This window comes from uncultured Brachyspira sp. (assembly GCF_944388875.1).
GTDB lineage: Bacteria > Spirochaetota > Brachyspiria > Brachyspirales > Brachyspiraceae > Brachyspira.
Genome location: NZ_CALXKQ010000001.1, coordinates 326,451 through 350,165, shown reverse-complemented (window position 1 = coordinate 350,165; position 23,715 = coordinate 326,451). Strand labels below are relative to the sequence as shown.

General features: G+C 27.1%; 20 protein-coding genes. 12 read left to right on the top strand and 8 right to left on the bottom strand.

Annotation, left to right across the window (positions count from 1 at the left end; translation table 11 throughout):
* The first annotated feature begins 1 nt into the window (after window position 1).
* From Q0J69_RS01610 to Q0J69_RS01590, 5 genes are all read left to right on the top strand, one after another.
* Window positions 2-1,159, top strand: a complete 1,158-nt coding sequence (locus Q0J69_RS01610) for a mannitol-1-phosphate 5-dehydrogenase (RefSeq protein ID WP_297203699.1) — start codon at window positions 2-4, stop codon at window positions 1,157-1,159.
* A 106-nt stretch (window positions 1,160-1,265) separates the two neighbouring features.
* A complete protein-coding gene (locus Q0J69_RS01605; RefSeq protein WP_297203698.1) occupies window positions 1,266-2,033 on the top strand; it encodes a glucosamine-6-phosphate deaminase in 768 nt (255 codons plus the stop codon).
* A gap of 342 nt (window positions 2,034-2,375) precedes the next feature.
* Window positions 2,376-3,488 carry a hypothetical protein gene (locus Q0J69_RS01600; protein ID WP_297203697.1) on the top strand — a complete coding sequence of 371 codons (1,113 nt, stop codon included), beginning with the start codon at window positions 2,376-2,378 and terminating at the stop codon, window positions 3,486-3,488.
* A 51-nt stretch (window positions 3,489-3,539) separates the two neighbouring features.
* Window positions 3,540-3,842, top strand: a complete 303-nt coding sequence (locus tag Q0J69_RS01595) for a BrnT family toxin (protein ID WP_297203694.1) — start codon at window positions 3,540-3,542, stop codon at window positions 3,840-3,842.
* The gene (locus tag Q0J69_RS01590; RefSeq protein WP_297203692.1) at window positions 3,835-4,050 is read left to right on the top strand and encodes a hypothetical protein; all 216 of its coding nucleotides are present in this window, start codon (window positions 3,835-3,837) and stop codon (window positions 4,048-4,050) included. The genes Q0J69_RS01595 and Q0J69_RS01590 overlap by 8 nt, the downstream gene beginning before the upstream one ends.
* A 2-nt stretch (window positions 4,051-4,052) precedes the next feature.
* Here the strand turns inward: Q0J69_RS01590 and Q0J69_RS01585 are convergent, their stop codons facing one another.
* The 3 genes from Q0J69_RS01585 to Q0J69_RS01575 all read right to left on the bottom strand — a co-directional run bounded on the left by Q0J69_RS01585 (window position 4,053) and on the right by Q0J69_RS01575 (window position 9,058).
* A complete protein-coding gene (locus Q0J69_RS01585) occupies window positions 4,053-5,492 on the bottom strand; it encodes a hypothetical protein (RefSeq protein WP_297203690.1) in 1,440 nt (479 codons plus the stop codon).
* Between the two features lie 237 nt (window positions 5,493-5,729).
* Window positions 5,730-6,443 (bottom strand): NYN domain-containing protein, encoded by a 714-nt coding sequence (locus Q0J69_RS01580; RefSeq protein WP_297203688.1) that lies wholly within the window; start codon window positions 6,441-6,443, stop codon window positions 5,730-5,732.
* Window positions 6,444-6,568: 125 nt separating this feature from the next.
* Window positions 6,569-9,058 (bottom strand): hypothetical protein, encoded by a 2,490-nt coding sequence (locus Q0J69_RS01575; protein WP_297203686.1) that lies wholly within the window; start codon window positions 9,056-9,058, stop codon window positions 6,569-6,571.
* A 148-nt stretch (window positions 9,059-9,206) separates the two neighbouring features.
* Here Q0J69_RS01575 and Q0J69_RS01570 point away from each other — a divergent pair, with 148 nt between their 5' ends.
* Window positions 9,207-9,362, top strand: coding sequence for a hypothetical protein (locus Q0J69_RS01570; protein ID WP_297203684.1), 156 nt, complete (start codon window positions 9,207-9,209; stop codon window positions 9,360-9,362).
* Window positions 9,363-9,453: 91 nt separating this feature from the next.
* On the opposite strand, the gene Q0J69_RS01565 is transcribed toward Q0J69_RS01570, so the two are convergent.
* A complete protein-coding gene (locus Q0J69_RS01565; RefSeq protein WP_297203682.1) occupies window positions 9,454-10,437 on the bottom strand; it encodes a DNA methyltransferase in 984 nt (327 codons plus the stop codon).
* Between the two features lie 3 nt (window positions 10,438-10,440).
* On the bottom strand, window positions 10,441-11,985 hold the full coding sequence (gene guaA, locus Q0J69_RS01560; RefSeq protein ID WP_297203680.1) for a glutamine-hydrolyzing GMP synthase: 1,545 nt from the start codon (window positions 11,983-11,985) through the stop codon (window positions 10,441-10,443).
* A 414-nt stretch (window positions 11,986-12,399) separates the two neighbouring features.
* Between guaA and Q0J69_RS01555 the strand changes: the two genes are divergently transcribed.
* Window positions 12,400-13,353: an ankyrin repeat domain-containing protein gene (locus tag Q0J69_RS01555; protein WP_297203677.1), complete on the top strand. Its 954-nt coding sequence runs from the start codon at window positions 12,400-12,402 to the stop codon at window positions 13,351-13,353.
* Window positions 13,354-14,225: 872 nt separating this feature from the next.
* Here Q0J69_RS01555 and rpoD read toward each other — a convergent pair.
* Both rpoD and dnaG read right to left on the bottom strand, forming a co-directional pair.
* Window positions 14,226-15,986, bottom strand: a complete 1,761-nt coding sequence (rpoD, locus tag Q0J69_RS01550; RefSeq protein ID WP_297203675.1) for an RNA polymerase sigma factor RpoD — start codon at window positions 15,984-15,986, stop codon at window positions 14,226-14,228.
* Window positions 15,983-17,806 carry a DNA primase gene (gene dnaG / locus Q0J69_RS01545; RefSeq protein ID WP_297203673.1) on the bottom strand — a complete coding sequence of 608 codons (1,824 nt, stop codon included), beginning with the start codon at window positions 17,804-17,806 and terminating at the stop codon, window positions 15,983-15,985. The genes rpoD and dnaG overlap by 4 nt, the downstream gene beginning before the upstream one ends.
* A 226-nt stretch (window positions 17,807-18,032) precedes the next feature.
* Here dnaG and Q0J69_RS01540 point away from each other — a divergent pair, with 226 nt between their 5' ends.
* The 3 genes from Q0J69_RS01540 to lepB are packed head-to-tail and all read left to right on the top strand — an operon-like array spanning window position 18,033 to window position 20,156.
* Window positions 18,033-19,079 carry a hypothetical protein gene (locus Q0J69_RS01540; RefSeq protein WP_297203671.1) on the top strand — a complete coding sequence of 349 codons (1,047 nt, stop codon included), beginning with the start codon at window positions 18,033-18,035 and terminating at the stop codon, window positions 19,077-19,079.
* Window positions 19,063-19,629 (top strand): NUDIX domain-containing protein, encoded by a 567-nt coding sequence (locus Q0J69_RS01535; protein ID WP_297203669.1) that lies wholly within the window; start codon window positions 19,063-19,065, stop codon window positions 19,627-19,629. Before Q0J69_RS01540 ends, Q0J69_RS01535 begins: the two co-directional genes overlap by 17 nt.
* Before the next feature lie 2 nt (window positions 19,630-19,631).
* A complete protein-coding gene (lepB, locus tag Q0J69_RS01530) occupies window positions 19,632-20,156 on the top strand; it encodes a signal peptidase I (protein WP_297203667.1) in 525 nt (174 codons plus the stop codon).
* 182 nt (window positions 20,157-20,338) lie between these two features.
* On the opposite strand, the gene Q0J69_RS01525 is transcribed toward lepB, so the two are convergent.
* Window positions 20,339-21,106 carry a TSUP family transporter gene (locus Q0J69_RS01525; protein ID WP_297203665.1) on the bottom strand — a complete coding sequence of 256 codons (768 nt, stop codon included), beginning with the start codon at window positions 21,104-21,106 and terminating at the stop codon, window positions 20,339-20,341.
* A gap of 282 nt (window positions 21,107-21,388) precedes the next feature.
* Here Q0J69_RS01525 and Q0J69_RS01520 point away from each other — a divergent pair, with 282 nt between their 5' ends.
* Window positions 21,389-22,600, top strand: a complete 1,212-nt coding sequence (locus Q0J69_RS01520) for a DegT/DnrJ/EryC1/StrS aminotransferase family protein (protein ID WP_297203664.1) — start codon at window positions 21,389-21,391, stop codon at window positions 22,598-22,600.
* Window positions 22,601-22,646: 46 nt separating this feature from the next.
* A complete protein-coding gene (locus tag Q0J69_RS01515) occupies window positions 22,647-23,540 on the top strand; it encodes an Rpn family recombination-promoting nuclease/putative transposase (RefSeq protein WP_297203662.1) in 894 nt (297 codons plus the stop codon).
* Window positions 23,541-23,715 lie beyond the last annotated feature (175 nt).

The following is a 23,715-nucleotide window of genomic DNA, read 5'->3' as shown; positions in this document are numbered from 1 at the left end:
AATGAAAAAAATGATACAAATTGGAGCAGGAAATATAGGAAGAGCATGCGTTGGAAGATTATTTCATGAGGCTGGATATGAAGTATATTTTTCTGATGTAAATATGGAACTTTTGTCTATGATATCAGATAAAAAATCTTATAATGTGAGAATTGTTGGAAAGGATGTTGATAATACTATAAAAATTGATAAAGTTGATAAGGTGCCTGATGATGAAGAGAGTTTATTAAAATTGTTTGATGATATAGAAATTATAACAACTGCTGTAGGAGTTAATATACTTCCTAAAATTGCACCTTTTGTTGTTAAAGCTGTAAAAAGAAGGCATGATACAAAAAATGAAAAAGCATTAAATGTAGTTGCATGTGAAAATACTACAGGTGCTTCTTCTAAGCTAAAAGAGAGTGTATATGAACTTTTAGATGATGATATAAAAAAATGGATGGAAAATAAGATAGTTTTTCCTAATGTGGCAGTTGACTGCATAGTTCCTACTATGAAAAATTCGGATCCTCTTACTGTTACTTGTGAAAATTTTGCTGATCTTATAATTGACAGGTCTGTTTTTATAGGTGATTTGCCTCAAGTTGAAGGATTATCATTAAAAGAAAATTTAGATGCTTATGTTGAAAGAAAATTATTTACTTTAAATACAGGGCATGCTATAACAGCATACTTGGGATTTATAAACGGCAAAAAAACTATATATGATGCTGTAAATGATGAAGGTATTAAAAATATAGTATTAGGTGCTATGAGAGAAAGCGGAGCTGTTTTGATAAAAAGACATGGATTCAAAGAAGATCAACATGAAGCTTATATACAAAAAATATTAAGCAGATTTTTTAATCCTTATTTAGAAGATTCTGTTTTGAGAGTAGGAAGAGAGCCTATGAGGAAATTATCATATAATGACAGATTAATAAAACCTATATTAGGAACTTTAGAATACAATTTAAAACATGATAATTTGGTTAAGGGTGTTGTTGCAGCTTTTCAATTCTACAGCGAAGATGATAATGAAAGTAAAGAATTAAAAAAAATGCTTGATAATGAAAAATTATCAGATGTGATTATCAAAGTAACAGGATTGAAAAATGAGAAATCATTATTTGATGAAATATATAATGAATTATGCAAAGTATTTAATAAAAAATAACGTATTTGATAATAAAATATATATGTGTTATAATTTTGTCAGATATGATTGGTATGTAAATTTATGAAAAATATGATAATCCAAAATTAATAAAAGGAGTATTATTATGGGTTTAAAATTAATCATTGCTAAAGATGCCAATGCTGTTGGTAAAAAAGTTGCCTCTGAAATTATTAATCTGTTAAAAGTAAAAAAAGATGCTGTTTTAGGACTGGCTACAGGAGGTACTGCTGAGGCGGTGTATCCTCATTTAATAAAGGCTTATCAAAAAAAAGAGATAGATTTTAAAAATGTAAAATCTGTAAATTTAGATGAATATAAGGGATTGGATTCTAAAAATGAACAAAGCTACAGATACTTTATGAATAAAAATTTATTTGATCATGTAAATATTGATAAAAAAAATACTTTTGTTCCTAAGGGTATAGGGGATAAAGATAAAATATTAAAAGAGTTCAATGATAAAATAGAAAAGCTTCCTAGAGATTTACAGCTTTTAGGTGTAGGTCCTAATGGGCATATTGCATTTAATGAACCTAATGATGAGGCTTTGCATGCTAATGCTTTATGTATTAAACTAAATGAAAAAACAATTAAAGCTAATTCAAGATTTTTTGCTTCAGAAAAAGATGTTCCTAGAGAAGCATTCAGTATGGGGATGGGAGGAATATTAAAGGCAAAAAAGATAGTCATTGCTGCAATAGGAAAGGGTAAAGCTGCTGCTATGAAAGAATTATTGAGCCATGATAAAGTTACAACTAAATGTCCTGTTACTTTTTTAAAATTACACAATGATGTTGTTGTTGTTATTGATGAGGAATTAGCTGATGCATTAGGTATGAGTAAGAAAAAAGATGCCAAAAAAGAGAAATAGAAATATTATTTATATATAAGGGCAGCTTGTTTGCTGTCCTTTTTTTATAGCTGTTTCAAAACTCAATTGTTAATGCTTATAGTTTTTGATTTAATATTTTTCTATTATAGTTGGGAACTCTGTGCATGAGAAAGACAAAAAGAATGCATATTTATATACTAAAATAATATGTTATGCAACATATAAAACATTATGCTTATGGTTTTTTTATTAAATAATTTTTGTAGTTAATATTCTCAAGTACTTTTGGGGGAAGTCTAATAAGTCAAAAAAGTATTAATGCAAGTTATCATAATACCGATAATTATGTTAACATTTTAAATACAGGATTATCACTTATATATGAGAAGCAAAATAGCTTATAATGCTTATATTTTAATAAAAAAGAAAAAGTATAAAAAAGCAAAAGACTTTATTCTAAACAACAAATCTAAAATCACTCATGATGCTGATGCCTATGCTATGCTTGCATTTGCTGATATTTTTTTGAAAGATTTTTATGGTGCTGAAGAAGTTTCAAGAAAGGCACTTAGAGAAGATAGTTTCTGTATTAATGCTATGCTTGCTAAGGCGTATATAAGTCTTAATAATGGACATAGAGAAAATGCTTTAAGGGAATATTTTAGAATATTAGATTTGGAGCCTGAAAATAAAATAGCAAAAGACAATATAGAAAGAATAAGATTTTTAACTAACAATGCCAGAGGAGATGAGATTAATCCAAGAGTATATTTACTAGGCAAGAAAAAAATATCTGTATCAAAATTTTTGCTTCTTATACCTATAGCGTTTATACTAACGCTTGGTTCATATTTAGTTATAGACAGAGTTTATCCTAAGATAAGATATGTTCTTCTTGATAAGGATCAAAAAGAGTTAAGAGAAAAACTTGAGAATGTATATTTATTTGAAGGGCTTGAAGATGGAAAGATACCAGAGAGTGCTAAAAGTCCCACATATTCGCCTCGTGAAGTAGCTGAGATGTTTGATAAGGCAAAAAAGAATATGAGAAGTGCATCTGTCAATGAAGCTGTTATGATAATAAACGGTGCATTAAAAAGCGACATTAACGAATACTTAAAAGAGAGATTCAGAGTACTTAAAAACTTTGTAATAGCACCCGATTATAATATATTTAGAGAAAGTCCAGACTATCTTACAGTAGTTGAAAATTACGACTTATACAATGGCGGATATATAAAATGGAAAGCCGATGTAAATACAGTATCTCAAACTAATATAGACGGAGTTCCTAAAAAGAAAGCTAGGATATTAGTCTATGATAATGAAGATAAAAACATTGCGGGTGTTGCTGATTTGATAGTTAATCTTACTGTCAAATTAGAAACTAAAAATTATATAGAAGTGTACGGCAAAATTTTAGGATACGATGCTAAACAGAAATCCATTCAGCTTGAGGGTCAGGTAATAAAGCATTTGCCTAAGAAGAAGTAGAATATTATTCATCACTATTGATATTATAGTTTAATAATATAAAATAATATTATGATAAAATTTGAATGGGATAACAATAAAAATCTTATAAATATAAAAAAACATAAAATTTCATTTGAAGATGCAATATATGTTTTTTCAGATAAAAATGCACTCATTATGAAAGATGAAGAACATTCTGATTATGAGGACAGATTTATTACAATGGGAAATATTAAAAGAAAGTTTATTGTTGTTGTTGTTCATACAGACAGAACAAAAAATTCTAATGAAGAAGTTATAAGAATCATATCAGCTAGATATGCAACTAAAAATGAAATTAATCAATATTATAATAGGGGGAATCATGAGTAATATAAAAAAAGAATACAATTTTTCAAAAGCTCAGAGAATTACAGATTTTGAAAATGGTAAATTTTTTATTAATAATGAAGATATAGAAACTCCCATTTATTTAGATAAAAAAATATTATCTGAGCTAGAAATTTTATCCAAGCAGTCAGAAACCTCAATATCAGAAATAGCTAATCAAATACTTTCAAAATATTTAATTAATAAATAATCTCAAGCCCCTTTAGCAAATTTCCTAAATGCCTGAACAGTCTGCACCGAGCCGTACCAAAAAGCAATTTTACCTAAAAAGTATGAAATTCCTTTAAATATCAATTGTATATAGTTAGAGTTATTGCTATATATGTAACTTGAATTTTCATTGTTATATATTATTTGATTAAAATTTGTAGGTGTCAAAAAAGAGAATAATTCTTTTACAAAATTTAAATGAGAATTATCATTAAACATATATAAAAACGAAATTATTAAATATGTTATAAGAGAAAAAAGTATATATTTAGTAATATTATTGTTATAAAATATTGGATATGCAAAACATAAAATTATAAAAATAAATAATGTTATAGTATACGGAGCAAATGAAAGAGTAAAAAACACACTTGGAAAAAGAATAGTACAAATAAAAGCCCTAATCCAGTTCTGCCCATTATCGCTGTATAAAGAACTTAATTCAATTGAAAGTATATCTCCTAAAGTTTTTAGATTTTTATCTTTTTTAAATTGCTCTTTTAATTCTTCTTTATGCAGTTCCACTTCCTGAGCTTTATACTGTAATGCATCAATAGCATTATTTGCAGTATAAGCCTGCTGTTTAAGAAATAAAGCACTTTCATGATTAGCAAATTTATGCACTTTGAAATTAACAGGATTGATTAAACCTCCATTAATAACAGAGCCTTTAAAATCTGCTTCTTCTACTTCAATATTTCTCAACTCTATTTTTCCATCTATAATAGTATTTTTTAAAATAATTTTATGAATATTTTTATCTACATAGAATATGTTTAAATAAGAATTTGAATTTTGAAAATAAATATTATCAAATTCTATATGAGTATTGTAGCTTTCTATAATAGATAAATTAAATTTATTTTCTAAATACATATTATTAAATATTATTTTATGTTTTATTGAAACCGATCTAAAAAATGCATTTCGATTAAAAGTTACTTTATAAAAATAATATTCTATATTATCTTTATTAAAAACTGAATTTGAAAAATCAACATTTTTATCAAATGTTATTTCAAATAAATCAAATTTATTATTAAAGTAAGAATTTTGTATATTTATATCATTATTAAATTTAATCTTTTTTAAAGATACAAAATTATTAAATACTATAGAATTAAAATTAATTTTATAGTTAGTTTCATTATTATTCATAAAAAATAAATTATAATTTATATTGATATCAAAATTAAATATTATTTTTTCACCATTTATTTCACCAATATTCAATGTATAATCATATTCTTCATTATCTGTAATAGTTATAGTATTATTTTCATCTGGGTTTTTACCTTTTCCAAGTGCCTGTTTTAATAAATCATACTTTAGCCATTTGATAAGCTCTTCTTCTGAATTATATTCTTTAGGCTGTTCTGTTATTCCATATTGTTCTATTTCATCAACATTTAAAATAGTCATAAAAAACTCTTAAAAAATTTATACTTCAATTATAAACCAAATAATTAAATCATCAACAATATATAAGATGATATTAATAATTGCAGTATTTTTGCTTCTCGCCTGCCGAAGGCACGCTTCGCGAGGGGGCGGTGCCTGTGCCAACAAAAGAAGCAGCTTTTTTGGCTATTCAAAAAGGTACAATAAATTCACTTTTGGTAAAGAGAAAAAATTTAATAAAGAATTCATATAAAATTGTTAATTAGCTTTATAAGGATTTTTATATATTTTATTATTATATTCAATTTCATCTGGAAGCAATGAATTTAATATATTATTAAGTTTTATAATCTTTATATCAAATCTTTTATGATTATTTTTATACTCATTTCTAATGTTATTAAAACCATTAGAATAATGATGTCCTAAAGGAAGAAGAACAGTAATTTTTTTGTCGGTATTTTCAAGTATATATCTTACAACAGGAATAAAATCAGTGTCAGCACTTACTAAAATTATTTTTTTCAAGTCTGTAATAGTTAAAACATCACTAATTATATTTATGGCAAGTGAAACATCCGTTTCTTTTTCTTCATGTGTTACAAAATAATTTGTATCTGTATTATAACAATATTGACATTCTTTATTAAAATTAGTTTCATTACATTTTAAACATCTAAAATGTGTATTTTTCTTCTGTGAAAATCTGCCGTCTATTATATGTACATTTGCACTTTTTAATGCTTCATAATAATTTCTATGTTTTTCCTGCTTAGATATACTGCAGTGAGTAGGTACTGCCGAAAAGAAATTAACTTTTTCTAAAATTTGAATTTTTTCATCTATGAAACAGCTTACAAGTTTTCTGACATCAAGCCATTTTAATTCATTGTCAAGATTATTATTCTTAATATAAGATTTTAAGTTATGATATAAATTAAATCCATCAATATAAGCATATATTTTTTGCATAAAAATAAAAAAGCCTGCGTTGGTAAACCACCGCAGGATCTACCTATACTATTTTATTAATATAGGCTGGTCATATTGCTATATTACACTTTTTTAATAATTTGTCAAGCCTATTAAAATAAAAATCACTCCTTCAAAAACCCATGCTCATACACCTTAACAGCAATCTTTTTAGCAAGAACGTCAAGATTGAATTTGAGATCGGCAAGTAAAGAGTTGTATTTTTCGTCTTTGGAAGTAGGGTTCATACGCCTTTTTATTGCTAAGTTCCCAGCCTCGCTATAAGTATCTGCATTTTTCAATGCAGATGCTCGGTTGTCCACTTTAAACTTCTGAAAAAATGCCCGTATGTCATAATAGGACGCATTAACATTGATAAGGTCAAAAGAATGATAATATTTCCATAAAGCAAGCCCAGATTTAAAAACCGCCTTAGCTTCTTTAGAAAATTTCAAAGGAGACGAAGATTTTGTACCGCTGCTGAAAAGACTGTCATTGTCGGAAGCAGTTTTTTTAATCTTACCAGCGATAAAATCAGTCATGAAATGCGAAGAGAAAGAATCTTTTGCATTAACTTCGGATTCAGTGAACGGAATCCAGTGATTAACGCCCTGCTCTGAGGAAATACGGTTCTGCGAATGAAATAAAGTAAAAGCCACGCAGTCATTTTGAAACTCAGTATCCTCCTCCCAAGTATTTTTTGGGTAAAGAAACTGATCCCTGTCATTAAGCCAATCAGCCTCAATACAATGACGAACAGATAAATAAATGCATGATTGCAATAAATTATTTTTGGTGATTATATTTGTGTGATTATGATTATTATCAGATGAAATACGAATATAATTATAATTTTGAAAATCGTTTCCTCTAGTATTCATTATACCAATTTCTTCTGAACTATTATCGTAATAATTTTTATACCAATCATTAATATATTTACAATTAGAATATGAGTATATTTTCTTATTTCCTATAAAAATTTGATTATCATCATATATATCATATAAATAACTATCTACTATTTCTTTTTTTAAAGTATTCCATATAAAAAAACCTATTGGAAACTTTCCTTTAACATTATCAAAAGTATCAGCTGGTACAACAAACATTTTTTCTAATTTTGCTAAAAATATATTTCTAAAATCTTTAAAATTTGGAGATTGTATAACTTTTAATTTTGAAAATTCTGCTATAATACAATTAGGAATTTCTTTATATATTCTTATTAAAAATTGTGCAAATATTTCATTTGAAGATGCTCCCATAATTTTTTTATATTTTTTTATTGTATTATTTTCTGTTGCAACTTTTGCTTTATTCTTACTAGTACCAGATATAGTACCTGTAGATGCAGCCTCAGCGTAAGGAGGGTTGATATAGATTACTAATTTCTTCCTTTTCTCTTCATCATCTATTATAGCCTTCAAGTCTTTAGGAAGTTTATCAAATTCATCATTCAAAAAGTCAAATTGAAATATATGATTCTCAAGCAAGTTCGCTCCGTTTTTTACCCGCTCTTTCATTATCTCTACATCCGCCTTGTCCAAAGTAGATGCCCATATATTATATTTGTTTGTAAGTCCTGCAAGCAAATTACCAGTACCTGCCGCACAGTCCCATATATAATATTCGTCCTGCCAATTCTCTCCCAATGCCTCTGCGATATATTCCTGACTCTTTTCAACCCATATCTGCGGTGTGAAAAATGAGCCTTTCCTCTCCCTTATATCCTGCGGTACAAGTAAATCGCGTCTTTCTATTATATAATACCAATACTCGCTTTTAGGAGGTCTTTGATACCTCTTCCAAAACTCATTATGTGCCTTCTGCTTATCATAAAAATATGCTTCCTTACTAGAGGCTAAACCCATATCGTCTATTTTTCTGTCAAGCTCATAATGATCTTCTTTAAGTATTACATAAAGCTTTTCTTTCAATGTTAAATTATTTTCGCTTAGTAAATCCGCTAAATAAAAATCGGCATCTATTATACCATAGCTTTTTGCCTTATCCCAATCTACTGATATAGATTCTTTTACAGCATTAAGCCATTTTGAATATATATTAACAAAATTATTCTTGTCTATCTGCACTTTTGATATGCTTGTTTTACCAGCTGCAAAATTACTGCTTATGAAGTTTTTAATCTCTTTATCATCATCGCCGAATTTATAAATATAGCTTTCATTTTTGAGAGTATTTTCTACTAGATTATAAAGCTGTTTAAACTCTTTAGTTTCATGATCTGAAGGCGTTACATTCCAATTAAAATCATTTTGATTAAATACATCAAGAACTTTATAATACTGAATAAAAGCTATTTTCTCAGCGTCAAAAGCTCCCAAAAAAGGCGGCGGTAAATGCTTGTCAAAAACTCTTTTCTTTCCTATAGTGAGTATAAGCTGAACAAATGATTCGTAAATATCATTTTTATTTCCTTTCTTAGCTTCTGCCCACAAAAAATATTCTGTTTCTTTTTTATCCGATTCTTTTTTCGGTGCAATACTGAAATCAATCTCTTCTATGATTTGAGTATTATCGAAAGAGTTAAAATAATCTCTAGCTACTTTATTTTTTAATTCTTCTTCTCTGATATTATTACTATAAGCCATAAACTTATAATAGTATAATTTATGCCTAAAGTCAATATTTTTATACTATTAAAATTACTCAAAAAAATAAATTTTATATTTGTTTATTTTTGATAATAATGTATAATACAGTTAGAACGAAGCTATATTTAAAAAGGAGTTTACAAATATGGTTACAGCTATTACGACGACTGACACAACTAATACTTATGTTACGTCAATAGGTGGGGTAAATGTTACTGTCAGAAGTAATTTCTCTGACAATACAGCAACTGTTGAAGTAGAGCCGAAAATCACGGGGGGTGCTTTAAATGTGCAAGGATAATTTCCCCCTTGTCGCATTTATATTATCGGTTCTTTAATTTTAATACTTTAATAAAAAAGTAGTTTTTTGTTCATTCATTAAAGTAATGGGGTTATTCGTGGGATATAATCCCATTTTTTATTTTGTTTTGTATGGATATTGTGTTTCTTTCCCAGAATATATTATCATTATAGCCTTGTATATATTTATTGGTTTCTGCTAATTCTATTCGTTTTTCAGCCCAAGCACAGTATGTAGGATTTTGCTCTATGCCGCAATAATTTCTGCCCAATTTTTTGGCTACTACTGAAGTTGTGCCGCTTCCCAAAAAAGGATCGAATATAAAATCGTTTTCATTTGAACTTGCTAATATTAATTTGGCTATTAACTTTTCTGGCTTTTGAGTAGGGTGTGCAGTGTTCTCAGCCATAGACCAATAAGGAATCGATATATCATCCCAAAAATTAGACGGACATGTATCCCTAAAATTTCCATCTTCTGTTTCTATCCAATCTTTTGGCTTTCCCTCTATTCTGTAAGGAGCTATTACTTTTCTTCTTATTTTTACATTATCTACATTAAAAGTGTATTTATTGGATAGGGTAGCAAACCAAATATCTTCCATTCCATTCTTCCAATTATTTTTAGCACCCCTTCCTTTCTCTCTCTGCCAAGTGATTCTGTTTTGTATATGAAAGTATTTATCTAATACATTTCCTATTATAAGACTGGACTTCCAATCACAGCAAACATATAAAGCGGCATTTTCTTTTAGTATAGGAATAATGCTTTCTACCCATAAATTAGTATATTTTTCATAGCTTAAATTATCTATATCTTTAAATTTAAAACCATGATAATTTTTAGATATATTATAAGGGGGATCAACTATCATCAAATCAGCAATATTCTTTTCTATTTTTTCTAAAACAATGAATGTGTCGCCGTTTATAGTTTTATTGTTTATATATTCTTTACTGTATTCTTTTATGCTGTCATTATCTGTGATGCATCTTTTTATATACTCTTTAGCATCATCGCTTTCTATATCAAAGTCTATAGTTTTATTTCGATTAGACTTAACCTTTGCATTCATAATTTATTCCCATTCTATAGTTGCAGGAGGTTTTGAGGATATATCATATACGACACGATTAATTCCTTTAACCTCATTTATGATTCTATTTGATATTATACCTAAAACATTATAGTCTATTTTAGCCCAGTCAGCAGTCATAGCATCAACACTTTCAACAGCTCTAACTGCACAAACCTGTTCATAAGTTCTGCCATCTCCCATAACACCGACACTTTTTACTGGAAGAAGTACAGCAAAAGACTGCCATAATTTCCTGTAAAGACCTGCCTTTTTTATCTCGCTTACAACTATATCATCAGCTTCCTGAAGTATTTTTACTCTCTCTTCAGTGATATCTCCTAATATTCTAACAGCTAAACCAGGACCAGGGAAAGGCTGTCTGTATACTATATCTTCAGGAAGTTTTAATTCTAATCCTATCTCTCTAACTTCATCTTTGAATAATTCTCTGAAAGGCTCTAAAAGTTCAAATTTTAAGTCCTTAGGAAGTCCGCCTACATTATGATGGCTTTTTATGACTGCAGAACTTCCTCTTAATGATACACTCTCTATAACATCAGGATAAAGCGTGCCTTGTGCTAAAAATCCTACATTTTCAATCTTTTTAGCTTCGTCACTGAATACATTTACAAATTCATGTCCTATTATTTTTCTTTTCTGTTCAGGGTCTGTAATTCCTGCTAATTTATCCAAAAATCTTTTTGAAGCATCAACATAAATCAAATCAATATTAAAATTATCTCTGAACACTTCAACAACTTTTTTGTCTTCATCTTTTCTTAAAAGTCCGTTATTAACGAATATGCACTTTAACTGCTTTCCTATAGCTTTTTCTATTAATACCGCAGCCACTGAAGAATCAACTCCTCCAGAAAGCCCTAGTATTACATTTTTATCGCCTACTTTCTCTTTTATTCTTTTTATCTCATACTCTATAAAAGAGCCCATATTCCAATTTTTTTCGCATTTACAAATATTAAATAAAAAGTTTTCTATAATTTTTATGCCGTTATCTGTATGAACAACCTCTGGGTGAAACTGTATAGCATAAATATTTTTTTGTTTATTTTCTATAGCAGCAAGCTCTGTATTAGGTGTTTTTGCTATAAGTTCAAAACCTTCAGGTATAGATTTTATACTATCTCCATGGCTCATCCAAACAATATTTTTTTTATTAAATGATTTAAATATGCTTTCATGATTAGTTATTTCAATTTCAGCTTTTCCATATTCACGTTTTTCTGCACCTTCTACTTTTCCGCCCATAGAATAAACTATTATCTGCATACCATAGCATATTCCTAATATAGGCACACCAAGTTCAAATAATTTTTTATCAACTTTTAGGGCATCTTCTTCATATACGCTTGAAGGGCCTCCTGAAAGTATTATTGCCTTAGGATTGAAATTTTTTATAAAATCTATTGAAATATGAAAAGGATGTATTTCAGAATATACATTCAATTCTCTTATTCTTCTTGTAATAAGCTGTGTAAATTGTGAGCCGAAATCTAGTATTAAAACCTTATCAATATTATTTTGCATATATTCCTCTTTTATAAAAAATAAACTATGAATTTTTTAATATTACATCAAAATGATAAAATTTCAATTAATAGTTATCATAACACAATGCATATATAAAAAAAATTTAATACGCACGGTAAATTGATTTTTGGGATAATTTAAATTGCTTTACTCATAACGCTTATTTTGAAATAAAATATTAATCGTGCGTTAATTAGTGTAGAAAGTTAAAAAACTCTAGGGTGGGCATTCTCATTCATATTAAAGCAATAAAGATAAATAAAATTTCAAATTCAAAATTAAGCATTAAATATAAAGGGTGGGGGAGTGAGAATAATATTTAATCTTGTTTTAAAATAACAAAAATACTGACAAAAACTGTCGCATAATCATTTTATAATTTTAAATAATTAATTTAAGGAGCAGCTTTATATGAAAAAATTAGAAAAAATTTGCAGAAGTGGAAATTTAAAAGATTTTAAATTATTTTTTAAAAATAATATAAAAAATTATTGCTCTGATAATGGTGTAGAAATAGTTAGAAATTTAATACATTACGATAATGAAGATAATAAATTTAAGCTTTTTAAATGCTTCATAGATTATTTATCTGACAAGAAATTTATAAAAATAAGCGATGATTTTTTATTTAAAATATCTTCAATTCTTATAGACAATAATTATATGGATTTCTTTAAATATGCCATAAGTAAAAAATTTTATATAAGTTCTGATAACTGTGCAGAGATAATTAGAAAGTTAATACATTCTGATAATGAATATAACAAATTTGAACTTTTTAAATATTTTATAGATCGTTTAAAAAATCGTTCATATTTAATAATAAAAATATTTAAAGAGGTTTATAAAAAACAAGATGCCGATTTGATAGAATATTTGGAAAAAAAATTTCATATAAAAGAAATATTATTAATTGAGGCTTGTGGAAAAAATAACTTAGAGTGGGTTAAATATTTAGTTAGAAATGGTGCCAATATAAATGTAAAAATTAATAATCATAATATTTTTGAATATTTTGACTATTGTACAATATTAGATTTAGATATTAAAATAATTGAGTATTTACTAAATTATGCAAATGAAGAAAATTATAAGTCAGCACTATTTATATGCTGTGAAAATAATTATTTTGAATTAGCTAAATATATATTGAGTAAAGGAATTGATATTAATATAAAGAACCGTTATGGAGAAACTCCTTTAATTATGGCATGCTTAAATGAGCATTTAAATTTAGCAGAGTATTTAATAAAAAATGGTGCTGATATTAATATAAAAGATAATGATGGACATGATGCTTTATATTATGCTGAGTTATATAAAAGACAAATGACTATTGAATTATTAGTAAAATATAAAGTATAGCTAAATAATTAAAAAACTATTTACATACCCCGCCCTTTAAAATTTTTTATTTTATTCAGAAATAGAATTTTTAATTATTTTATTGTTTAATTAGAAAAAGCACACCCTCCCAAGCGTTTATTAAATTTTAAACTCAATTAAACGCACGGTTAAATGAATGTTATATATGATTGAATTTTAATTAATAATTTTCTTTATATTTATAATTTTATTCTGCGTGCGGTTATTCAGTTAAAAAATTTAAATAAAACTAGGGCGGGCATCAAAATAAGAGTATAAACAAAAAAGAAAAAATCATAAAAATTAGAAATTAAATTAATAAAACTATAGGGTGGGGCTTGTAATGAGATTTTTAACTTAAATTACATCCCCTCCCTTTAAAGTTTTTTATTTTATTTAGAAATATAATTTTTAATTATTTTATTGTTTTATAAGAACTAGCACACCCTCCCAAGTATTTATTAAATTTGAGGATTTATTTCACGCACGGTTAAATAAATTTTATATATAATTGAATTTATATTGATAATTTTAATTATATTTGTAATTTTATTTTGCGTGCGGTGATATAGCTAAAAATTTAAATAAAACTAGGGCGGGCATCAAAATAACAGTATAAACAAAAAAGAAAAAACATAAAAATCAGAAATTAAATTAATAAAACTATAGGGTGGGGCTTGTAATGAGATTTTTAACTTAAATTACATCCCCTCCCTTTAAAGTTTTTTATTTTATTTAGAAATATAATTTTTAATTGTTTTTTTGCTTGATGAGAAATAGCACACCCACCCAAGTGTTTATTAAATTTTGAATTTGCATATTAAAAAAGGAGACATAAAAAATGCCTCCTTTGAAATTTTTTAATTTAAATATTAAGAGTCAAGAAAATCTTTTAACTCTTTTTTCTTTGACTGAGCCCTTAAGCGTCTTATAGCTTTAGCCTCTATCTGACGTATACGCTCTCTTGTAACCTTAAATACATATCCAACCTCTTCAAGAGTATGCGAATATCCATCAACAAGCCCAAAACGCATCCTTATAACATTTTTTTCTCTTTCAGGCAAACTGTCAAGTATTGAATCAATCTGCTTTCTAAGAATTTTGAAAGTTGTAATGTTCTGAGGGCTTTCAAATTCTTTATCTTCTATAAGCTCTCCAAGTATAGTATCCTCTTCATCACCTATAGGGGCATTTAAAGATACTGGGTCTTTAGCTACATTTCTTACACTTTTTACCCTGCTTTCAGGCCAGCTTAATGCTTTTGCAATCTCCTGTATAGAAGGCTCTCTTCCGTACTGCTGCATATACTGTCTTAAAACTCTTTGAACTTTGTTTATTTGCTCTATCATGTGAACAGGTACTCTTATAGTTCTAGCCTGATCGCTTATAGAACGTGTTATTGCCTGACGTATCCACCAAGTAGCGTAAGTAGAAAATTTATATCCTTTTTTGTATTCAAATTTATCTACAGCTTTTATAAGCCCAATATTTCCTTCCTGTACTAAATCAAAGAAATGAAGTCCTCTATTTACATATTTTTTTGCTATAGCTATTACAAGTCTTAAATTAGCTTTAACAATATGATCCTTAGCCTGAGCAATCTTTCTTCTTGATGAATCTATTTTTCGCACCCATTCAACTAAAGTTTCTTTATCAATACGAACCTCATCATAAATATCAGCCATACGAATCTGTGCCTTATGAAAGCTTATTATAACAGCTTCTATTGCCTCTGGCGTGATATTAAACTCATCTACCAATCTTATGAATATATCTTTATTGCCTGCTTCTATTTCTTTGTAATAGTTTTCAAAATCTTCTATCTCTTTGTAGTATCTCTTTTTAAGTTTCTCAAAATATTCTTCTATTTGATTTATCCTATGAAGATAGAACTTTAATTTCTCTGCTATTCTGTCTATCTCCATTCTATTTAATCTTACTTTAGTTAAAAGTTTAACTATATTCTCTTTAACTTCTTCCTGTTCTTTAGTTAAAGTTTTTATAGTTTTCTGAGTTGTTATTTTTTTGATTCTTTTATCTAAAGAAAGATATTTTTCAGCTAATGCAGTATATTCTTTTTCAAAATTTTTATATTTTCTTTCTAATTTTCTTTTTTCCTGAGTGGAAACATTATATATTCTAGGCGGCTCCAATATTTCATGTATTGATACTTTTCCAATCTGAACATTTTTAATAGTGTTTAATACCTCTCCTACAACAAGATGAGTATTAAGTATAATATTTTCTATTTCAGATTCCCCAGATTCTATTTTTTTAGAATAATCTACCTCATCATCATGTGTAAGAAGGCTTACCTTTCCTATTTCTTTTAGATAAAGTCTGATTGGATCATCATTATTTCCAACTTTATCTTCCACATGTATGAATTTAGCAGCATCGTCAATTTTATTTTGGCTTTTAGAAAGACTTTCAAATTCCCTTTTATCTTCTACAGTTACAATATTTCTTGCATTTAACAGCTGGAATAATATATCTATAACATCAGCATCAACATTGTCTATAGCACTATTAATCTCTTTATAAGTGAGATATTTATTAGCGTTTCCTTTTTCTAAAAGTTTTCTAATTTTTTCGTTTTTAATCAAAAGATCGCAATCTTCTTCTATCATCATAAATCACTTCCTTGATGTAATTTTTCTTTTTGCTTATTAAGTAAATGTATTTCGCGGGCCTTTGCACAAATAGCCTCAAATCCCTCATTACTTTCAAGAGTATTATTAAATGCATTGCTGTGTAAAACCTCTTGCCTTTTAGAGTCTATGTCGCCGCTTTTAATTTTAATAATAAGCTCCTCCAATTTCTCATATATATTTTCACTATATAATTTCTGTTTGCTTAGAATCTGATTAGCTACATGCTCATTTCCTAATATATCAAGAGCATCCTGAACGCTTGCTTCTTTATTAAGGGTTAAGAGTCTTATATAAAATTCTCTTGTTATATCTTTCTTTATAAGATCAACACTAATTTCTCTTTCAGCCTCTTTAATTAAAGAAGGATTCAAAGCAAGCAAATATATTAAACTATTTTCATAGTAAAACTTATTATTATTATCATCTATTTTCTTTATATTTTTTTTATTGTTAGAAACATGCTGATTTGATTTATAATTACGTAAATAATCCCTGTTAAAAGCCTCCCTGTCTACTAAAAGTTTAGAAGCCGTGTGAGAAATAATCATCTGCTTTTCTGTCTCACTATTAACAGCATCCAAATACTTATAAAAACTATTAATAATATCTAATTTCTCTTCTATTGAAGCAGAATTTATATCCTTTTTCAAATTGGTATCTATAATAAAATCATACCAATTACACCTATTATTATATAGTATATCAAACCGTTCTTTTCCGAAAACTGTAAAAAATTCATCTAAATCTTTTGTATCTTTTATGGAAAGTATAGTTAATTTTAAATCAAATTTCAATAATGTTAGAATAGCCGATTTTACGGCTTTTATCCCTGCTTCATCATTATCTAAAGCCAAAATTACATTTTTAGTATATTTTTTTATTTCCAATGCATGCTCTTCCGTTATTGCTGTACCCAATGTACCAACAGTGTTTTTTATGCCCATTTTATGGCATGCTATAGTATCCATATAACCTTCAACTAATATAATTTCATCTTTCTTCATTATATAACTTTTGGCTATGTTTATACCGTATAGAACTGATTTCTTTTTGAAAATTAAACTTTCTTTAGAGTTTAAATATTTCGGCTCCTTTCCATCTATGCTCCTGCCTCCGAATCCTATAACCTCTTCTCTTTCATTTATAATAGGAAACATTATTCTATTAACAAATGTATCATAATAATGATTAGGGTTATTTTTACTTACACTTATAAGCCCTAATATATTCATATTATTTAGGGTTATTTTATTTTCAGTTAAAGCATTCATAAGTGCATTCCAACTAGGCGGAGCATATCCAATTTTAAACTCTTTTATTATACTAAATGGTATTTTTCTATTTTTTAGGTATTTTTCTGCCTCTTTATAAAAATAGCTTCCATCCTTATCTTTAAAAAACAATGTTTTACCAAAAAAATTACATGCTATCCTATTTATTCTTCTGCTTTCTAAATATATTTTATCCTTTTGTGATGTTTTAGATGAAAAGAAATCGCTTACATCAATAGAGAATCTGCTTCCAAGATACTGTATAGCTTCTTTAAAAGTTTTATTTTCTTTCTCTTTTAAATATGTAATTACATTTCCTTTAGCACCGCATGTAAAACATTTATATATTCCCTTATCATTATCTACGGACATAGAAGGATTAGTTTCCTGCCCATCTTTATGGAAAGGACATTGTACGGTATATTTATTTCCTCCTCTAGGCACAACTTTATATTTATCCCCTAATATATCAATGAGAGATACCCTAGAAAGCAGATTATTTAACTTTTCAATAAATAAATTATCCACAATTAATAAACCAAATAAATAATATCTATATATTAATCGGATATAGACATTAAAAAATCTATGCTGCACCCATGAATAAATATGCATAAATATAAAAATATTTCAAAAAAAGTCAAGCAATTATATAAAAAAATATGAAAAAAATCAATTTAATTTACAAACTTATTACTTGACAAAATTCATTTTTTTATTATTATAATGAGAACATCTTTTTTGGGGAAATATTGTGCTTAGTTATTTTGAAAAGAGTCAAAGAAGAAGAAGGATCTTAAATAATATAAAATCAAGAAGGATTATAATAAATAAATTTCATATTCCGCTCGGTATAATTCCAAGCAGATATGCATATCCCGTAGAAGGGGCAAAAATAGAATTAAAGAATACTGATAATGGAGATATATATTCATATAGAATATCCATATCGTCAGAAAAAATTGCTAATTTATATTTAAAATTATTAAAATTGTTTCCATCTTATGGTACTATGGTTATAGAACGCATTAGTGAGGATGTAAATAGGGATTTTGATGTTTTAATGAGCGATCCTGATATTTCATTAAATGAAATAAAAAAAATATTTAAAAAGTACAGTGATTTATGGATTGAATGCGGATTTGTAGGTTTTGGTGTAATAGATGAACTTACAGAATTTGAAATATTCATAAATTTGGATAAAGAAATAGAAATAAATACAACATATAAAAATATGCAAAGAATCAACCGCATATTAGATTCATATAATTTATTTAATAATGAGGCATCTTTTATTGCTGATTATGAACATTGGCATTATTCTTTATCATCAATAGTATCTGATGAAGGATGTTCGGAAACGGATGAATATATATTTGATTATTATGATATTATCAATAATTTAAAGCATATATATGGATTTACAACTATTAACTTAAATGATGACTGCTCATTTGTGAAAACAGCAAAATGGTGGAATGTTACAGTTAAGGGATTAGGTAAATGCCAGAAAAGAACTTTCATATCTACATACTATATAGTTGCAAATACAATAGAAGAAATGGAAACTTTAATAGATGAAAAAATGAAAGATATGAGTGTTGATTACTATTATATTTATGATTTTTATAATGTTGATCCTAATAATTATAATTATGAGAGTGTTAATGTTGTAGATTTACATAATATATCATTTGAGAATGCCCCTTTTGGTATTTGGGCAGAATCTGATGTTTTTATATGCAATGCAAAGAATATAGCTTCCTATTATATAAATAAAAATTATGCAAGAACATATTAATAGTCATTTTGAAAATGCTCTTAAAATAAAAGAGCATATTAAATACCAATTTAAATACTGTCCTTATTGCGGTACTAAAGATTCTTTAATATTTAACGGCATAAAAATTTTTGAATGTTCAAAATGCAAAAGAACTTATTTTTTTAACCCTGCTTCAGCTGTTGGTGTTATAATAGATACTCCAAGCGGCATAGTATTTGTTGAAAGGAAATTTGAACCTAAGAAAGGATATATAGATATGCCGGGCGGATTCTGCGAGCCTTATGAAAAAGTGGAAGATACGGCTGTAAGAGAGGTATTAGAGGAAACAGGTATAGAGCTTAATAATGTGCATTTTCTAATAAGCGGAGTAAATGAATATGTATATGACGGAATTATGTATATAACTTCAGATTTATTTTTTTATTCTGTATTAGATTATACTCCTGAGGTTCATGCTGATGATGATGCGGAAAGTGTAAGTTTTATTAAAAGAGAAAATATTGATATAAAAAAAATAGCATTTGAGTCAGCAAAAGAGGCTTTATCCTATTATCTTAAAAATTATTAATTATGATAAACAAAAAACAAATTATAGAAATAATATCAGCATCATTGCTTGCTGTTTTTTTGGCGGCATTTATAAGAATATTTTTTTTCGATACATATATTGTTACAAATAAATCTATGGAACCTACATTTCTGGAAGGGGATCAAATACTGTTATTAAAAAGAAATTTTATATTTAACGGCATAAAAAATTTTGATGTTATTGTATTTAATTATGAAGACAGTAATCTAGTAAAAAGGGTAATAGGTGTAGAAGGTGATAAGGTTGAAATTAAAGCCGGCGGTTTATATTTGAATGATGAGCTTATAGAACATGAATATTATATTTTTTCTAATGAAGATGATGGACTATATTTAGTAGGAAGCAATCAATATTTTGTATTGGGGGATAATATAAAGGTAAGTGAGGACAGCAGGTATTTCGGACTTATAGATAAAAAGGATATAAAAGGGCAGGTTATACTTATATTCAGCCCTAAAAAAAGATTTCAATTATTCAGCAACATATTTCATAAATATAATGAATGATACCATAAATTTAATATATGCTGATAATTTTAAGTTTGTATTTTTTTATTCAACTTTTTCAACATTCGCTTTTTAGACTTCATCATGATGCAGTTTTTTGTCATGCTCTGTGTGATTCGTAAATATTGAAATTTAAAAATTAATTTTGACAAACTGTATTTGTTTAGGTATATACTTTATTTTTATCTTATTATATCTATTAAAATTTTTAATGTAGTAAGTAGTGATATAGTTACAAATATTGGTTTTATCACTTTTATTCCTTTTTTAATTGCAAACTTAGCACCAAAGTAAGTGGATATCATTATAAAAGGTATAACAAATATTCCAGCCATATATTTCACTTTTCCTTCTATGGCAAATATTATTAATGAACATAAATTGCTTGTGAGATTCAAAGCCTTAGCATTACCAGATGCAAGAAGAAAATCCATTTTATAATAAAGCACAAAAAACATTATTAAAAAACTTCCAGTACCAGGTCCGAATACTGCATCATAGAAACCCAAAAGAAAAGCGAAAAGCATACCTACTATATAGTTTTTTCTTTTCAAATTATTTTCATCAAATAGGTTTTCGGTTCCAAAAGTTTTAGAAAATAAAGTATAAATACCTACAGCTAGAATTAATATCATTATCAAAGGCTGTAATATTTTAGCTTCTATCAATACTATAACCTGAACACCTACAATAGAGCCTAATATTGTCATAGGTATTAAAAACTTTATTAGTTTTGAAGTAACTTTTCCATTTTTGAAGAATGTAAAAGCAGAAACTACAGCTCCTGATGTTGAAGTGAGTTTATTTGTAGCTAATGCTGTATGAGGAGGGATGCCTGCTATTAGATATGCTGGAAGACTTATAAGTCCGCCTCCTCCAGCTGCTGCGTCAACAAAACCTGCTATTGAACAGCCTATGATTATTATAATTAAATTCTCTATACTCAGCATAATACAACACCGCTAATTTATTTTTTATTAACAAAAAATACTATACCTATGATAAATTTTTGTCAAATTTATTTATACTAAATATGTGTTATTTGCAAATTCTTTAATAGAATTAATATCTAAATTTTAAATGAATAAATTATAAATACATAATGAAGCTTAATATTTTTATATTAAGTTTATTAATAATTATAAATTATTATTGATTTATTTTTTACATGCTATATATTATATAATTATGTAAAGTAAACATAATATAGAAAAATATAAAGGAAATAACTTATGAATAAATCTATACCATTCTCACCTCCAGATATAACAGACAGTGAAATAGAAGCAGTAGTAAAAGTATTAAAATCAGGTTGGATTACAACAGGTCCAGTTAATAAAGAGTTTGAAGAAGAGCTTTGTAAATATATAGATGTAAAAAGAGTAAAGCTATTATCAAGTGCTACATCTGCTATGGAGCTTGCATTAAAAATATTTGGAGTAGGGGAGGGTGATGAGGTAATAGTTCCTGCCTATACTTATACTTCAACTGCAAATGTAGTTGTTCATCTTGGAGCCAAAGTAGTATTTATAGATGCTAAAGATAATGATTTTAATATAGATTTAGAAGCATTAGAAAAAGCTATAACAAATAAAACTAAAGCTGTTATTGCTGTAGATATTGGAGGAAAACCCTGCGATTATGACGGCATTATTAAAATACTTGAAAGTAAAAAAGAATTATTTAATGCTTCAGAAAATAAATATCAAAGAGAATTAAAAAGACCACTATTTTTACTTGATGCAGCTCATTCTATAGGAGCAGTTTATAAAGGAAAAAGAACAGGCTCTCAGGCTGATATTTCTTCTTTCTCTTTCCATGCCGTAAAAAATATTACTACTGCTGAGGGCGGAGCTTTATCTTTTAATGATATGGGTATTATTAATGCTGATGATATATATAAAGAGCTTTCTGTATTATCACTTCATGGACAGAGTAAAAGTGCTTTCGATAAAAATAAAGGCGGTAAAGGAGCTTGGAGATATAGTATTGAGCTAGCAGGGTATAAAGCTAATATGAGTGATATTCATGCTGCCATTGGTTTATCTCAGCTTAAAAGATATGGCTCTATGCTTAATAACAGAAAAAAAATAGTAGGCGTTTATAATGAAATTTTATCTAAAAATAAAAGAATAATACTTCCCAATTTTAAAGATGATTTAAGCGAGTCATCTTATCATCTTTATTTGATTAGAATAAAAGATTATGAAGAAGATGAACGTGATTTGCTTATAGATAAAATGTCTGAAATTGGAATAATATTAAATGTTCATTATCTTCCTCTTCCAGCACAAAAGGCTTATATTGATTTAGGATATGATATTAATAATTATAAAAATGCTTTTAATTTATATAAAAATCAAATAACTCTTCCTTTATATAGTACTTTAAAAGAAGAGGATGCTGTGTATATTGCTGAAAGTATTATTAAGTATTTGAATTAATGTTTTATTTTTTGACAAAATACTATATTTTTAGTATAATAAAATCATGAAAGAGATTAACAGACTCAATGATTTATTTGTACGATATCTAATTGGTACTGAAGGTGATGAAGATATATTAGAAAATATTGTTAATGCAGTTTTAAATGATGTGGGGTTTGAGTCGGTTGGTAGTCTTGAAATAATTAATCCTTACAATTTAGCAGAAAATGAGAATCTAAAAGAGTCTATCCTTGATGTTAAAGCAAAAACTAAAGATGGTAAAAAGATACTTATTGAAATACAATTGGTTGGAAATAATAATTTTATAAAAAGAATATTGTATTATATGGCAAAAAATATAGCCTCTGAATTAAAAGAAAGTGATTTATATATTGGTATAAGTCAGATAATTAGTATTAGCTTTATAAATTTTAATTTGGATATAGGAAGTGATACTGATATAAAAATAGAACATAAATGTTTAACATTTGCTGATATTCATAATCCTAATCTTAGACTTGATGATTTTCAGATACATTTTATAGAGATTAAAAGATTTGCAGAAATACTAAAAAATACTAGCATAGATGAATATAATAAAAATAAACTTTTATCTTGGATTGATTTTTTTACTACTAAAGATTTAGAGAAAGATATTAATAAGCTCATAGGGGGGAATATTATTATGCCTAAAGTTATAGATAAATATAAAAGATTTGTAGCCGATGAAAAAGAGATGTCCGCATATAACGAAAGAGATACTTTTCTTTATGGGCAGGCTGCTATGCTTCAGTATGAGAGAGCAGAAGGAAAAAAAGAAGGTATAGAAATAGGTTTTCAACAAGGTATAGAAAAAGAAAAATATTCATTAGCTAAAAATATGAAAAATAAAAACATGGATATTAATCTTATTAGTGAATTAACAGGACTAAGTATAGAAAAAATAAAAAACTTGTAAGTGCCTGACATTCATAAGAATGGTATGGATTGTTACGAACAAGTTTTTTATATATAGATAAAAATAGAAAAACTATAAATCAAGATATACAATTTAATTAAAGGCTTATTTAGTTTATATTTTAACTAAATAGTTTTTATAAATATTAGTATATAAGAATATTATATAAATAAAG